The organism is Acidimicrobiia bacterium (assembly GCA_035471805.1).
Lineage (GTDB): Bacteria > Actinomycetota > Acidimicrobiia > Spongiisociales > JAHEDJ01 > JAHEDJ01.
The window spans coordinates 52,977-67,543 of the sequence record DATIPS010000011.1; the positions used below are offsets into that span (position 1 = coordinate 52,977).

General features: G+C 64.1%; 15 protein-coding genes. 8 read left to right on the forward strand and 7 right to left on the reverse strand.

Translation table 11 applies throughout. The features are described 5' to 3' along the window. Positions 1-29: 29 nt before the first annotated feature. Complete coding sequence (locus VLT15_02675) at positions 30-1,763, reverse strand: ABC transporter substrate-binding protein (protein HSR44121.1); 1,734 nt, start codon at positions 1,761-1,763, stop codon at positions 30-32. 290 nt (positions 1,764-2,053) lie between these two features. Here VLT15_02675 and VLT15_02680 point away from each other — a divergent pair, with 290 nt between their 5' ends. The 6 genes from VLT15_02680 to VLT15_02705 are packed head-to-tail and all read left to right on the forward strand — an operon-like array spanning position 2,054 to position 6,998. Further along, the gene (locus VLT15_02680) at positions 2,054-3,013 is read left to right on the forward strand and encodes a C-terminal binding protein (GenBank protein HSR44122.1); all 960 of its coding nucleotides are present in this window, start codon (positions 2,054-2,056) and stop codon (positions 3,011-3,013) included. Beyond that, positions 3,010-3,771 carry a creatininase family protein gene (locus VLT15_02685; GenBank protein HSR44123.1) on the forward strand — a complete coding sequence of 254 codons (762 nt, stop codon included), beginning with the start codon at positions 3,010-3,012 and terminating at the stop codon, positions 3,769-3,771. Before VLT15_02680 ends, VLT15_02685 begins: the two co-directional genes overlap by 4 nt. Continuing rightward, positions 3,768-4,130, forward strand: a complete 363-nt coding sequence (locus tag VLT15_02690; GenBank protein ID HSR44124.1) for a cupin domain-containing protein — start codon at positions 3,768-3,770, stop codon at positions 4,128-4,130. Before VLT15_02685 ends, VLT15_02690 begins: the two co-directional genes overlap by 4 nt. A 12-nt stretch (positions 4,131-4,142) precedes the next feature. Then, positions 4,143-5,201, forward strand: coding sequence for a Gfo/Idh/MocA family oxidoreductase (locus VLT15_02695; protein HSR44125.1), 1,059 nt, complete (start codon positions 4,143-4,145; stop codon positions 5,199-5,201). Between the two features lie 37 nt (positions 5,202-5,238). Beyond that, complete coding sequence (locus tag VLT15_02700) at positions 5,239-6,135, forward strand: dienelactone hydrolase family protein (GenBank protein ID HSR44126.1); 897 nt, start codon at positions 5,239-5,241, stop codon at positions 6,133-6,135. A 29-nt stretch (positions 6,136-6,164) separates the two neighbouring features. Then, positions 6,165-6,998, forward strand: coding sequence for a TIGR03560 family F420-dependent LLM class oxidoreductase (locus VLT15_02705; GenBank protein ID HSR44127.1), 834 nt, complete (start codon positions 6,165-6,167; stop codon positions 6,996-6,998). A 10-nt stretch (positions 6,999-7,008) separates the two neighbouring features. Here VLT15_02705 and VLT15_02710 read toward each other — a convergent pair whose 3' ends face one another. The 3 genes from VLT15_02710 to VLT15_02720 form a co-directional block, all read right to left on the reverse strand. Continuing rightward, complete coding sequence (locus VLT15_02710; GenBank protein HSR44128.1) at positions 7,009-7,887, reverse strand: DMT family transporter; 879 nt, start codon at positions 7,885-7,887, stop codon at positions 7,009-7,011. Between the two features lie 19 nt (positions 7,888-7,906). Further along, positions 7,907-9,064 (reverse strand): alpha/beta fold hydrolase, encoded by a 1,158-nt coding sequence (locus VLT15_02715; protein ID HSR44129.1) that lies wholly within the window; start codon positions 9,062-9,064, stop codon positions 7,907-7,909. A gap of 210 nt (positions 9,065-9,274) precedes the next feature. Continuing rightward, on the reverse strand, positions 9,275-10,369 hold the full coding sequence (locus VLT15_02720; GenBank protein HSR44130.1) for a transaldolase family protein: 1,095 nt from the start codon (positions 10,367-10,369) through the stop codon (positions 9,275-9,277). A gap of 171 nt (positions 10,370-10,540) precedes the next feature. Here VLT15_02720 and VLT15_02725 point away from each other — a divergent pair, with 171 nt between their 5' ends. Together VLT15_02725 and VLT15_02730 are read left to right on the forward strand one after the other, a co-directional pair. After that, a complete protein-coding gene (locus VLT15_02725) occupies positions 10,541-10,969 on the forward strand; it encodes a hypothetical protein (protein HSR44131.1) in 429 nt (142 codons plus the stop codon). Then, positions 10,969-11,937 (forward strand): quinone oxidoreductase, encoded by a 969-nt coding sequence (locus tag VLT15_02730; protein HSR44132.1) that lies wholly within the window; start codon positions 10,969-10,971, stop codon positions 11,935-11,937. Before VLT15_02725 ends, VLT15_02730 begins: the two co-directional genes overlap by 1 nt. Positions 11,938-12,021: 84 nt before the next feature. Here VLT15_02730 and VLT15_02735 read toward each other — a convergent pair whose 3' ends face one another. The 3 genes from VLT15_02735 to VLT15_02745 all read right to left on the reverse strand — a co-directional run. Continuing rightward, positions 12,022-12,687 (reverse strand): LUD domain-containing protein, encoded by a 666-nt coding sequence (locus VLT15_02735; protein ID HSR44133.1) that lies wholly within the window; start codon positions 12,685-12,687, stop codon positions 12,022-12,024. After that, the gene (locus tag VLT15_02740) at positions 12,677-14,080 is read right to left on the reverse strand and encodes a LutB/LldF family L-lactate oxidation iron-sulfur protein (protein ID HSR44134.1); all 1,404 of its coding nucleotides are present in this window, start codon (positions 14,078-14,080) and stop codon (positions 12,677-12,679) included. The genes VLT15_02735 and VLT15_02740 overlap by 11 nt, the downstream gene beginning before the upstream one ends. Next, on the reverse strand, positions 14,077-14,567 hold a 491-nt coding region (locus tag VLT15_02745), incomplete at its 5' end, for a (Fe-S)-binding protein (GenBank protein HSR44135.1). The genes VLT15_02740 and VLT15_02745, both read right to left, overlap by 4 nt.

The window sequence follows — 14,567 nt, forward strand, 5'->3', positions numbered from 1 at the left end:
GCATGGCCGACACCCCCGCTGGTGGTTGCTTACTTGTCGAAGAGGGCGAACTTCACGTTCGGCCGTGGCCACAGCGGGTTGAGGATGAAACCCTCGACCCAGTCGCGATGGGCATTGGCGATTCCCTCTTGGGCCGTGATGAGCCACATCGGGTCCTCGTAGAGGAGCCTCTGGAGCTCGGCGTAAAGATCGGCTCGCCGGTCACTGTCGAGTTCCTGGGCGGCGTCGTCGATGAGTTCGGCGATCCGATCAGGATCCTGGTAACCCTTGCGGAAGCCGTGGACCTCGCCCCATTCACCGTCTGGATGGGCATACGCCTGCAGGTAGGCGTCGGGATCGGCGAACGGATCCGCGTTCTTGACCCACATCGCGTACGGCACGGGGTCGGAGGCATGGGCATCGTCGAACTGTGCCTCCGCCACCGCCAGCACCCGGATCGTGAAGTTCGGGTTGAGCGCCTCGATCGAGTCCTTCAACACCAGTGCGGCCGTCTCGAATAGGTTGGCTTCCTCGGTGATGACCGACACGGTGAAGCCTTCGTCCCAGACTCCCGCCGCCCGGAACAGCTCTTCGGCCTTGGCCAGATCCTGCTTGTCGTACAGCGGTGCCGTCGGATCGTACCCGAACACGCCGATCGGAATGTAGTGCGGGTTGAAGTCGCCGAACCCGCCGAGCGCCCCTTGCAGGAATGCGTTGTAGTCGTAGGCGTAGTTGAACGCCTGACGAATCCGCGGGTCGTTGAAGAAGTCGCCGGAGATGGTGTCCTCGTCCGGGAGCTCGTCTTCGGGCATGTTGAGATTGAAGCCGATGTGTATCGGTTCGAGCAGCAGCCCGCCGCTGTAGATGACCACACCGTCGGCGCCTTCGAGGTCACCGATGAACGAGGGATCTGTTTCGATCATGTCGAAATCGCCGGCCCGGAGACCGAGCACTCGAACATCGGGATCGGAACCTATCTCAACTCGCAGATCCAGGTTGGCCGGGGTGCCCCAGTAGTCCTCGAAGATTGAGAACTGCAGGTTTTCGTTGCGGTTCCACTCTTCGAACTTGTAAGGGCCGGTCCCGACCATGTTCGTGGCCATGAACTCGTTGGGCTCGCCGGCGACGACACCGCCGTTGGCCTCGACCGCCTCCTGGCTGACCACCGAGGCCACCATGGAGGTCACGACCGCCCGCAGGAATGAAGCACTTCGCTCCTGGAGGGTCACTTCAAAAGTGAACTCGTCGACGACTCGGGTCTCGACGACATTGTCAATCAACAGGTCGGCCGCCGACTCCGGGAGATCCATGGTCATGACGCGGTCCCACGAGTACTTGACATCATCGGCCGTCAGCGGGCTGCCGTCGTGGAAGACAACACCCTCGCGGATCGGGAACGTGAACGTGAGGCCATCCGCCGAGATCAGGCCGTTCTCCACCGAGGGAACCTCGGTCGAGAGGGACGGGACGAGGTCTGGTCCGTCCGGAGCGATCTCGACCAGGCGCTCGTAGACCTGGAGAATCATCGTCTCGCCGCCTTCACCAGGTTCGACCTGTGCAGGATCGAGGGTGGTCGGTTCATCATCAGCGGCATGAACGAAGACCCCCGGATTGCTTACTTCGGTGCCGCCACCGCCGTCGCCCTCCGTTGTCTCTGTTCCGGCGGAAGTGGTTGTTCCCCCGTCATCGTCGCTCGACGAACACGCCGCCACGACCAGGGCAAATACAAGGAGTAGAACGATCCATCCTCGGAAGTTGCTGGAACCACGATTCGCTGTCGACATTCTTCCTCCCTCTGCCCGGAGTCGGTCTGCCCCGAGCAAACAAGCGTGCAATCGTTTGCACGTCGGGTGACGTTACTGGCTGGCAACTCGACCTTCAAGTCGTTTCTCGGGGCTTCGTCATCGCCGGGAGATAGCGTTCGGGTGACGGCAACGACCCAGCGGTCGGCATATATGGGTTCCGTCGGCGCGTGACGAAGTAGCCCGTCGCCGGCACGGTGGGCCTCACCCAGGCCCTGTCGAAGCTTGCAAACGATTGCCGGCGGCGTGTCCGGATAGATAGAGTGGCAAACATGCCCCAGCGCGTCGCCATCCTCGGCACCCGGTACCCAGACTTCTCGATTGAGGAAGGAATCCTCGGGGTGCAAGGAGTGGAGATCGTTTCCGGACCCGGGTCGACCCCGGACGAGATAGCGGAACTGGCCGGAGACGCAGCGGTGATCATCGCCGGATCTGCCCCTGGATTCACCCGAGAAGTGCTCGGCCGTCTTCGGCAGTGCCGGGCCATCGTGCGGTCGGGAATCGGCGTCGACTCCGTCGACCTCGTGGCAGCCGCAGAGTCCGGATTCTGGGTGATCAACGTCCCCGATTACGGCACCGAAGCCGTCGCTCAGCACGCGCTTGCCATGGTTCTGGCGGGGAGCCGCCGCCTCAACGATGCCGATCGCATCGTCAAGGATGGGGGTTGGGGGTTCTCCGAACTCCGGCCTCTCCATCTTCCGGGAGCCATGACGGCAGGGATCGTCGGCTTTGGGAGAATCGGCCGTCGAGTGGCGGAGCTGATGAGTGCAGTCGGCTTCGGGCGAGTTCTCGTCTGCGACCCGTTGTCACCGCCGGAGGTCGCCGTCGTTCCCCTCGAGAGGCTTCTCACGGAGTCGGATGTCGTTTCGCTGCATGCTCCTCCTCCGGCTGGAGAGCAGCCGCTCCTCGGCGCCGGCCAGTTGAGCCGGATGAAGCCCGGCAGCATTCTGGTGAACACGTCGAGGGGTGCCCTGATCGACCATCGGGCTCTAGCTGTGGCGCTGGCTGCCGGAGCACCGCGTCTCGCCGCCCTCGACGTCTTCCAGCCTGAGCCACCCGATCTGGCGGTCCTGGAGCCGGTGCGGGACCGCCTGCTGCTGTCGCCGCACATGGCCTGGTACACCGAGCAGAGCGAGGCGAGCCTAAGAAGGCAGGCGGCGGAAGAAGCGCTGCGTATTCTCAGGGGCTCGGCCCCACTCAACCGCGTTGTGGAACCACAGGAGACCGCATGACTCAATCGATTGGCGACCTGACCGGCCCCGAAGTGGCGCAGAAGCTCCGCGCCAACCCCGTCGCCGTGATCCCTTTCGGGAGCATCGAACAGCACGGACCGCACCTGCCGAACGGAACCGACACTATCTCGGCAGTGCTGGTGGCAGAGGAGCTCGCCGCGCTCCTGGATGCGCTCCTGGTCCCCTTCGCGCCGTTCGGAGTGACCCCCATCCACGCCGGACATCCGGGCACCATCAACATCCGCCGGTCAACCTTCGAGGCGCTGCTGAACGACATCTGTGGCGAACTCATCGGCATGGGGGTCGACCGGTTCGTCTTCGTCAATTGGCACGAAGGCAACATCGCCTCGATCGACGCGGTGGCGACCGAGATCCAGTCCGCCCACGAGCATGTCTATGTCGTTACTTCTCACGCCTGTTACGTCGCCCAACGGCTCTACGCCGCGCAGGGCGGCGATCTGACCCACGGCGGCGGGATCGAGGCGATGGCCGTGATGGCTCATGATCCCGGATTGGTCCACACGGATCGCGCCGGGGAGGCCACCCGGCCCGACCGTGCGGTTGCCCTCGACAAGATGCGCCGTGATGGGGAGACCCGCGGCTACATCACCGACGTTACCGAAATCGATGATCAGGGCTGGTACGGCGATCCGGGATGGGCAACCGAGGAGCTGGCGAATGGATTCGCGACGACCGTTGCCGGGGTCATTGCCGATCAGGTCCGGAGCATCTTGGCGTTGCGGGCGGAACGATCGTGACGGTCGTAGCGGCAGGCGATTTCGCCTTCGCCGACCTGCCCGGCAGGCGGTCGGCCGATCCCTTGGCGGGAGTCGGTGCCGATTCGAGCGTTCGGATCGTCGAACTTGAACGAACCGCCGCCCGCTCGGCGCACCGCCATCCTCTCTCGGAGGAGATTGTGTATGTGGTCTCCGGTGAAGGCCGGGTGTGGATCGACGGGGTTTGGCGGCCGGTGAGCCGAGGCGACATAGTCCACATCGCGGCGGGGGCTGCCCATGCGACGGTGCCGGCGGCGGGCTCCGCGATGAGGCTCGTGTGCTTCTTCCCGCATCCAGATCTCGGCGAGAATCTCGAACCGTCGGATATCCAGGTCACCTAGGGGAGAACGACTATGACAAGCAGGGTTCGTCTAGCGTCCGTCGGGCTCGGCAGGTGGGCCCGCGTCCTGGCTCGTGCAGCCCGGCGCGGTGATGCCATCGAGTTGTTCTCGTGTTTCTCGAGATCAGCAGAGCGGCGGGCGGCCTTCCAGGAGGAATTCGGCGTGCCCCGCTCGGCCGCCACCTACGAGGAACTGCTCGCCGACCCCGATGTCGAGGGCGTGATACTGACCACACCCAACGACACCCACAAAGACCTCATAACGATGGGGCTCGAAGCGGGCAAAGCCGTCTATACCGACAAGCCCATCGCCCAGACTCTCGAGGATGCACTCGCCGTCAAGGAGGTCGTCGAACGTACGGGCGGTGTGCTCGCGGTAGGACACAGCGCCCGGCGGCTGGCCGGCAGCAGGGTGATGAAGAAGCTCATCGATGATGGCACCGTCGGCGGGGTCTCGATGGTCGAGGCCAACTTCTCGAATGAGCGAGGCCTAGAGCTCACGCCGGATACCTGGCGCTGGTACCTGTCGAAGACGCCCGGCGGCCCTTTGATCCAACTCGGCGTCCATCACGCAGACAACCTCCAGTATCTCCTTGGCCCCGTGGCGGCAGTGTCCGCTCATACCCGGAAGCTGTTCACCAAGGCCGAGGTGCCAGACACCACCATGGCGATCCTCGAATTCGAGTCGGGGGCTCTGGGCTATCTCGGCTGCGGTTGGGCCTCGCCGGGGATCTATCAGATCCGGCTGCAGGGGAGCAAACTGAACCTGATGTACGACCTCGACTTCTCTCACTGGGATGACGCCCACGAAGCAGATGCGTGGTCGAAGCTGGTGTCGCAGCAGTACGGCCAGCAGGAACGCTCACCGGTCGAGCTGCCGGCGACCGATATGTTCCGGGAACAGCTGGAGGAGTTTGCCCGAGCCGCCAGGGGGCAGGCAGAGGTCGAGGTCCAGGTCGACGACGCCATCCGGGCCCTGGCGGTGGTCCACACCGCGATCGAGTCGAACCGGCTCAACGGACGTGCCGTCGAGGTCAAACCGTTCCTCGATTCACTCCGGTTACCCTCGTGATGAGACAACCAGACGAACACCCAGGAGGAGGATTCGAATGGATCCGGAACATGTAGTCGTCGCCGAAACGATCGCCGGCTCCGAGTGCCACTTGATGTACGTGGAAGTGTGGGACGGCCTCTATGCGCCGATCGGACTTCGCAAACCGGTCGGACCCGGACCGTTCCCGATCATCCTGCTGGCCTCCGGCAACGGCGGAGAGGGCATGGCCTGGATACGCGATGCCCTTGCCAACCGCGGCTACATCATGGATCGCCTGGTCGAAGCAGGTTACGCCTGCGCCTGGTTGCGCTATCGGACGGAGGTCGAGCTCGGCTACCACCAGGGTGGACCGCTCATTCGCGACATGCGGCAGGGCCGCGAGCTGTTCAATCGCTCGCCCCTCGAGTATGAAGATGAGATCGCGATCATCGACTACGTGAAGACCCTCCCATATGTAGATGCCGACCGGGTCGGGCTGATCGGTATGAGTCACGGGGGCGAGATGGTGATGAAGCTCACCTCTGAGTACAACGGGGCAGCGGCGGCAGTCGCCAGCGAGCCCGCCTCACACGAATACCTGGCGCTCACGCCGGACGACACCGCGTTCGTCAACGAGGAGACCCGGCTGAGGAACATCGAATCGATGATGATGACCGAGGTCGAGAAGGTCCGAAGCCGAATCGATCACGATGTCGCTATGGAGCGGATCTCCGGTATCCAGACGCCGATTCTGGTGATGGGCAGGGAGACCGATGAACTGCAGGGGATCTTCCGTCTCAACTACGACCTGCTGGTCGAAGCCGGCAAGGACGTCGAGTGGGTCTCCTACGACCATGACCTGCACGGCTACGTCTATCCGAAGCGCGGACCCGACGGTCGGTACGAGGTCAACGATGTTCAACACGAGGCGATCGCCCACGTGATCGAGTATCTGGACCGGTACCTGAAGTAGCCCGGCCACCAGAGACCGGAGGCGCCCGCATGCGGCACTCATTCAAAGTGTGGTCGCAGGAGGCTGAGTGGAGCCAGCTGCGCGATATCTGGACCGAGGCCGATCGAGGCGGCTTCTGGGATGCCGTGTGGCTGAACGACCATCTGCACCCTCCCAAGGCCGAGCCCGCTCTGCCGATCATGGATGCCTGGACGTTGTTCGGCGGATTGGCAGCCATTACCGATCGAATCCGCTTTGGAACCATGTTGAGTGCCAACACGTTCCGGCATCCGGCGATCCTCGCCAAGCAGGCGGTGACCCTCGATCGCATGTCGAAGGGCCGGCTCGAGATCGGCATCGGTGCCGGGTGGCATGAAGGCGAACACGCGGCCTTCGGAATCGAGCTGCATTCGGTCCCGGCCCGTTTCAGACTTCTGGAGGAGACCTTCGAAGTGCTGCACGGCCTGTTCACCCAGAACGTCTTCAGCTTCGAAGGTGAGCATCATTCGATTCGATCGGCGCGCTTCGAACCCAAGCCGGTCCAGAAGCCGCGCCCGCCCTTTGTCATCGGCGGTACGGGCCCCCTCCGGACCATTCCACTCGCGGCCAGGTGGGCCGACCAATGGAACTTCCCCGATTACACCCGCGATCTCGACCTCTTCCGCGAACGAAAGGCTCTGCTGCACGAGTCGTGTTCGGCGATCGGCCGCGACCCGGGTGAGATAGAGATCTCAGTGCAGTTCAGGTTCTCAGGAGATCTGGCCGAGACGGTCGACAGGGTCGCCGCGTACCGTGAAACCGGCGCCGATCACATCCTGGTGAGTTTCAACCCGCCGCCCGACCCGGCTCTCCCGCCCTCAGTTGCCGATGCACTGACGGCCTGACGGCGCGGCCTCATTGGATTCCGATCAAAACGACGCCCGAAACCACCAGAGCCACGCTGGCCATCAGATGCCAGTCCACGTGTTCGTCACCCTTGAGGAAGAGCATCCCCAGACCGATCGCCCAGATCCCCTGGGTCGCCTGGAGGATTCCGACCACCCAGGCGGGCAGGTATGCGAAGGCGCTGAACTGTGACAGGAGGGCGATGCTCGTCGTCACGCCGGCCGCCACGAACCACCATGGGATCGCATGGACGTTGGCGGCGATACGGTCGCGGATGGCTCCGCGTATCACGTCCACCGACATCAAGACTGCGAAAGCGGCAGTGGCGCCCAAGAAAGCACCGATCACCGAACTGTCGAATCGTTGCAGTCCCCACTTGCGCATCACGAAGGCGGTGCCGAAGAACATCGGTGCCAGCGCGGCGATCACGTAGAAGCGGGTCGGCACCCGTTCCCCGGTAGCCAGGCCGGCAGGCCCGGCCCGCAGCCGGATGAGCCAGAGCAACCCGCCGATGACCAGCAACCCACCGAAGCCTTCGATCGGGCTCACTGCCTCCTCCAGTACGATCCAACCGACGGCGGCGGCCGCCACCGGTGTGCCCGTTATGAAGGCGCTGGAGCGAGTCGATCCGATCATTCGAACTGCGCGCAGGTTGAAGGACCTTCCCAACACCGATCCGACCACTCCGGCGGCCAGGAGTGCGACCACGCCGGTCGCGCTCCACGGAGGACGGACGGCCAAGGAAGCGGCCAGTCCCAGGACCACAACATTGACCGACACGGTCATCAGGACTCCGTCGTCACCGGTCCGGTGGCGCTGACCGATCCTTATCAGCACCGACGAAAGCGCGAAGAAGAAAGCCGAGCCGATGCCGAAGACGAAGCCCATCAGAGAGCGTCTCGGGACATCAGTTCGAGCGCTCGGTTACTCCGAGTTTCTCGGCCAGCCACTTGAAGGTAGCCGGGGCCCAGTCGTCGAAATACTTGAAGGCACAGTGGCCCGCATCAGCGTATATGCGAGCTTCCTTCCCGGTGACCGGGCCGTGTTCGAACATGAAATAGATGTTGCCGATCGGTGCCAGGTGGTCGTGCTTGCCGTTGATCATCAGCACCGGCATCGTGATGTTCTCGAGTATGCCCTGCTCCGACAGTGCCCACCTGGAGAACTTCTCCATCTCGTCCTCGGGGGAGGTGGAAGGGAAGAAACCCGGTCCGCCGGCTTCGCCGAACTGCCATGAGGCTCGCTGGTTGGCGTGATCGACGAACGCCTTCATTTCCTCGTCGCTCATCCGATAGCCGAAGGGATGCCCCGCGTTCGCAACCACGGCCTTGAGCTTGGTGGGAGCTACCCCGGCGAGTTGCATGACCGAGTACCCGCCTCGAGAGATGCCGAACGCGCCAAGCCGGTCGGCATCTACTTCAGGCCGTGCCGCCAGCCAGTCCAGCGCAGCTTCCCAGGCCGACACCGATTCCGGTGCCCACGGGAAGGGGTTCTCGCCCGTACCGGGCGCGTCCATGACCAGGGAGGCCATGCCCTCGCTGAGGGCCATCTCACCCGCCCACCCGCGATCCTCCTTGAACACATCCGCTCCGCACATGATCAAGACTGCCGGCACCGGGTGGTCGACGGAGGCATGCGAGGGAGCCCGGAAATGAGACCGGATCGCCTCGCCCCGGTGAGGCACTTCGACAACCTCCAGGGGTGGATCCAGATGAGCGCAGGCCTTGCGATAGGAACGGGCGCAGTCGTCGCTGATAGCTCGCTTCACCTCGGTGATCTCAGCCGGAAAACGGCCGATGGCGAAGTAGGTCTTCGCCTGCAGGTATTCGCGCCGAGCGCCTTCGTAGTCGCCGAGAGCCTCGAGGCGATCGCCTTCCGCCTCGTGGGCCAGTCCCACCTCACGCCAAACCGGCACCCAGAGATCCTGGGTAGTACCTTCGAGCTTCGCCACCGTCGACTGCAGTTCCCCGAGATCATCGATCATCGAGAGCCAGCGGCGGTAGAAGCCGCCATGCTGTACGACGAAGGGGTCTTCTGATGGGGCAAAGCCGAGCTCGCTGGTCATGGCGGGGTGATCCTCCGGGTCGCGTGATCCGATCAGAGAGCGTAGCGCGACAAACGATTGCAGAAGCCGGAAAGGCCTTGTTTTCTGAGCCAACTGCCGGGTTCGGAGTGCGGCGCGGCGGGCCGGCTCGGCGCACCTGCCGGTCCGGAGTATTCTCGCCGGGCAGCTTCGGTGACCCGACGGTAGGGGAGTACCGGCCGCTTCCGGGGTCTACCCGACGTCCGGATCCGGGAGCATGTACTCCTCACGAATCACTCTGATCAACTCGTGATACGAAGCGATGAAGCCGCGCAGCGTCCGTACCGTAGCCCCATAGGTGTCGAACTCGGTCACCGTCATTCCATCGGGTTCGTAGGCCCGGCGGAAATCGGGAATCCGGCTGCTCAGTTCTGCAACGATTTCGGGGGCCACCGGGGTATCCATCCGTTCGCGCACTTCGATCTGTGAGGCGTTGAACAGCTTCTGCCATTCCGACGGGATGGTGAGGATCGCGTCGGCTCCGATCAACTCCGACCAGTGGAGGTGGTGCCGGTAGGCGGCGGCCAGCAGCCGGGTCCGGAACCCCCGTTGCCGGAAGATCTCGTATGCCCTCTTGAAGACCGCCACCCCTGCCCACGGAAGATCGGCAGGGTTCACGACGATGCCGTCCCGCTTGGTGACGACCTGCATCCAGTCGTCGGTTCGTCCCACCATGATCGTGCATACCGGAGTCATTTCGGCAGCCGGCAATCCCTCCGCCTCGCGACGGGCCAGGCCGCGGTCAACCGCCTCGCCGACCGCGATGGCCTGCGCCACCGTGAAACTCACCGTCGCGTTGATGTTCACGCCCCGATACGTCGCTTCCTCGATCGCCACGATGCCACGACTCGTCACCGGCAGCTTCACCTGCATGTTCGGGGCGAGTGAGGAGAAGCGGACGGCTTGCTCGACCATGCGATCGACGTTCCGGTAGTTCGCCGGGTTGGTCTGGATCGACAGCCTTCCCTTCCTGCCCTGTTCCCGCTCGAACACCGGCAGCAAGAGCTCGGCGCCCTTGACCGCGATCTCCTCGAAGATCTTCCACATCACCTCTTCGTCGGTCCACGAGGGGTTGTCCTCGATCACCCGGTAGATGCGGTCGTCCCAGAGGTTGCGCTCCAGCCTGAGCACCTGCTCGACGATCGTCGGATTGCTTGTGGCGCCGACGGCGCCGTGCTCGATCGCGTAGGTGAGTTCGGCGACGGAACACGAATCATTCCAGAAGTCGGTCTTCGTCGTTGAGACGGTCTGGTGCAGCGGGCTCTTGAATCCTGTGGGGAGAGTCACGATTCCTCCTGCAGCTGAGAATAGGTCTCACCCGGCATCGATGCGACATCTGTGGTTCGCCCGTCCGGGCACTCGTGCGGGGATGGCCCCGCGACTGCGAAAGGCCTCATCCCGGGCTCCAATGCACAGCTGGCGTTGGCGACGCCGGCTCCGCGTCGTACAGTGTCTGCCATGAATCCACAGGTTGCGGTGGAGATACCGTTGCTCGGCGACGAACGGCACAAGAACTGGGCCAAGGTCGTCTATTCAGTCGACACTTCGGTCTCGTCGGGTTGGGCGTACGACGGCGAGTTCGTAGCCGCGGGAGCGATCCAGGACGTTCCGGCCGGTGGAGTGCTCCTCGTGTACGGCGAGAGGGGATCGAGGTCCAATCCGGTGATCGAAGCCAGGGTTTATCAGATCAACCCGGAGGGGACCCTCAGTGAGCGGGCCCTCGGCAAAGGACGCGGCTGGGCCCGGACAATTCGGGACACGGTCGAGCAGCTGCTCTCCGAGGAAGCCCCGGCGCCGATCGTCGATTTGTCCGGATACGCCGACGTGGAACTGATGGAAGAGCTGGCCCGGCGGGGATACCGAATCGAGAAAGAGGGAAGCGAATGATGCATGCAGTGCAGGTGCCGGAAATCGGAGGTCCCGAGGTACTCGAATGGGTCACGATCCCCACGCCCGAACCGCAACCGGGCGAACTGCTCGTCCAGGTGGAGGCTGCCGGTCTGAACTTCATCGACACCTATCACCGCATCGGCATCTACCCGATGAACATGCCGTTCACACTCGGCCTCGAAGGGGCCGGGACGATCGTTGCAACCGGCAATGACGCCGGGGGGTTCGAGGTGGGTGACCGGGTCGCCTGGGCGAGCGCCTCCGGTTCCTTCGCAGAGTTCGTTGCGGTCCCTGCCGGGGCAGCAGTCCACGTTCCGGATGCGGTCTCACTCGATGTCGCGGCTGCGGTGATGCTGCAAGGAATGACCGCCCACTATCTGGCCAAGGACACATATCCGCTGGATCCGGGGGAGAAGTGCCTGATCCACGCCGGGGCCGGCGGGGTGGGGCTGCTGCTCATCCAGATAGCCAAGTTGTGTGGGGCAGAGGTATTCGCAACGGTGTCGACGGACGAGAAGGCAACGCTGGCGGCGGAGGCCGGTGCCGACCACGTCATCAAGTACACGGATGTGGACTTCGTCGAAGCCGTCGAGTCGATCGCCGGCCTGAAGGCGCTCGACGTGGTCTACGACGGAGTTGGTGCCGCAACGTTCGACAAAGGACTCCAACTGTTGCGACCGCGCGGGCTGATGGCCCTGTTCGGCCAGTCGAGCGGCGTCGTCGATCCCTTCGATCTGGGGAAGCTGGCGAGACTCGGATCGCTCTACGTCACGCGTCCCTCGCTATTCGCCTACATAGCGGAGCGATCGGATCTCGAACGCCGCGCCGCCGACGTCTTCGGCTGGATCGCCGCCGGGGAGCTGGACGTTCGCATCGGAGCTCGATTCCCCATGTCGCAGGCTGAATCCGCCCAACGCGCACTCGAAGGCCGGGAGACGACCGGCAAGGTGCTGCTGGAGCCGTAACCAACACCACACAGAGAGTGGGGCGGGTTTTCTCGGCAATACTGTGGCGCGCCACGCGCAACAGTATTGCTGAGAAACTGTCGGTTAGGCGGCGATTACCACTACGTGCAGGTGTTTGGGGCCGTGCACACCCAGGTTGAGGGTCTGTTCGATGTCGGCCGTCCGGCTCGGGCCGGTGATGATGAAGAGGTTGCTCGTGTCGACGGCCGCCCGTGGGTGGTCGGCGATCCAATAGGAGAGGCTTTGCGTGATGTCCCGTTCGCGCAGAAGGGCAATGTGCACGAGCGGAATGAGCGAGGCCATCCGGGGGCGGCCCGGGCCGGCCTCGAGAACGATGGATCCCGACTCGGCGAGTCCGGCGGAGGCCCCGGTGATCCCGACCACTAGATCCATGTATCCGGTTTGGTGCACGAGCCGCCCTTCCGCATCCCCGGGGACAACAGCGTCGAGCGGTGTTGTGGGGAGACCCTCAACCAGCCCGGCAATAGGTAGATGCTCGGGAGCCCAGGCCAAGCAGCCGGTCGCTTCGTACCGGCGGAGCAGAGCACCGATCAAGTCGACAGCCTCGTCGTCGCTTCCCACGAGATGAGCGTGGCCGTCGACTGCCTCGACTTGGTCCATGAATCGCTGGGTGACTCCGGCTCCCGGCAGATCCGGAACGAGGCCGCCCGGCGGCTCTTCGGGGATTGGCGGCAACTCGGAGACTTCTATCGCCGCGCGAACGCGCTCCAGGAAATCCTCACGCTTCACGCCGGCGCTCCTCCCAACGGGCGTGGAAGGGCTTGGCTGCCGGTGCCGGCAAGTCCCGGTGATCGGTCCAAGCCGAACCCCGACCCGGCAATGATTTGATCCAACCCCGTCTGGCAATCAGCTTGGCGCCCCATCCGCCTGCCCGCGTGGCGCCGCGCCACATCGGTGGGTTTGTGGCAAGGCGCGTGAACCACTTCAGAGCGCGCTCCAGGCCGTCGGGCCCGAATCCATCGCGAACGGCGTCTCTGCGGAGCTTCAGCAGCAGTCCGGGGAGATCGATCCTGACCGGGCAGGCGTCGAGGCAGGCACCACAAAGGCTCGAGGCATAGGGGAGGTCGTGCCACTCCGCCATGCCCATCAGCGAGGGAGTGATCACCGCCCCGATGGGCCCGGAGTATGTGAAGCCGTAGGCGTGGCCGCCGGCCTCCCGGTATACCGGGCAGACATTCAGGCATGCCCCGCAGCGGATGCAGGCGAGAATCTCCGCCGTGTCGCCGGCCAGCACCCGGGACCGACCGTTGTCCAGGATCACGACGTGGAACTCCTCCGGCCCATCGGGATCGCCCGGCCGGCGGGCGCCGGTGACGAAGTTCGTGTAGACGCTGAGTCTCTGGCCGGTGGCGCTGCGCGCCAGGACTTCGAGGATGACGGCAGCGTCGGAGAGGGTCGGCACGATCCGCTCCAATCCCATGACCGCCACGTGGATACGCGGAGCGCTGGTCGTGAGGCGGCCGTTGCCTTCATTCGTCACCAGCACTACCGAACCGGACTCGGCTATCGCCACATTGCATCCCGAGATCCCCATATCGGCGGAAAGGAAGATCTCCCGGAGATGGTTGCGGGCCGCGTTGTTGAGCTCGGTGGGATCGTCGGTGTATTCGATTCCGAGCTTGTCGTGGAAGAGCTCGCCGACCTCCTGGCGGGTCTTGTGCATGACCGGTGCGATGATGTGTGACGGTCTGTCGCCGGACAGCTGAACGATGAACTCGCCGAGGTCGGTCTCGACGACCTCCAGGCCGTGCGCTTCGAGGGCGGCGTTGAGACGGATCTCCTCGGTCACCATTGATTTCGACTTGACGATTCTCCGGACGTTCTTTTCGTCGGCGATCCGTCGAATGTGGGCGATGGCCTCGTCGGCGTCGGCGGCGAAGTGGACAAACCCGCCGGCGCCCTCGATCTCGTCGGAGAAGCGACCGAGCAGCTCGTCGAGATGGCCGAGGGAATAGAGCCGGATCCTGCGTGCCTGGTCCCGCATCTCCTCCATTGCCGGGTAGTCGGCGCCGGCGGCGATTCGATGGCTCATCATTCGCCTGGCACCCACCTCCCCGGCTGCGGTGCTGCTATGCCCGATTCCCTTGTGGGCGCGCTCCACGAAGGTCACCGGAACATTCACGGCCGGGCCTCCTCTGCCAGGACTTCGGCGAGGTGCTTGACTTCGATCTGTGCACTTCGTCGGCGCAGGCCTCCGGCGAGATGCATGAGGCAGCTGACGTCCACCCCGACCAGTAGGTCCGCGCCGGAGGCTTCGACGTTGGTCAGTTTGGTGGACATTATCGAAGCCGACACCTCGGGCATTTCGACTGAGAAGAGGCCACCGAAACCGCAGCAGGTCTCTGCATCGGGGAGTTCAACCCGTTCGAGGCCGCGTACGTTGTCGAGCAGGGTCTCCGGTTGCTCCCGGATGCCGAGGTTGCGGAAGCCATGGCAGGAAGGGTGGTAGGTGGCGGTTCGTCCCTCGCAGGATGCGCCGGCGTCGGTGATTCCGAGGTCATCGACGAGGAAGCTGCTGAACTCCTTGACCCGCCGTGCGACTCTGGCCGCCGCTGCCTGTATCGGATCGTCGGGCCGGAACAGCTCCGGGGAGTGGTTGATCATCATGT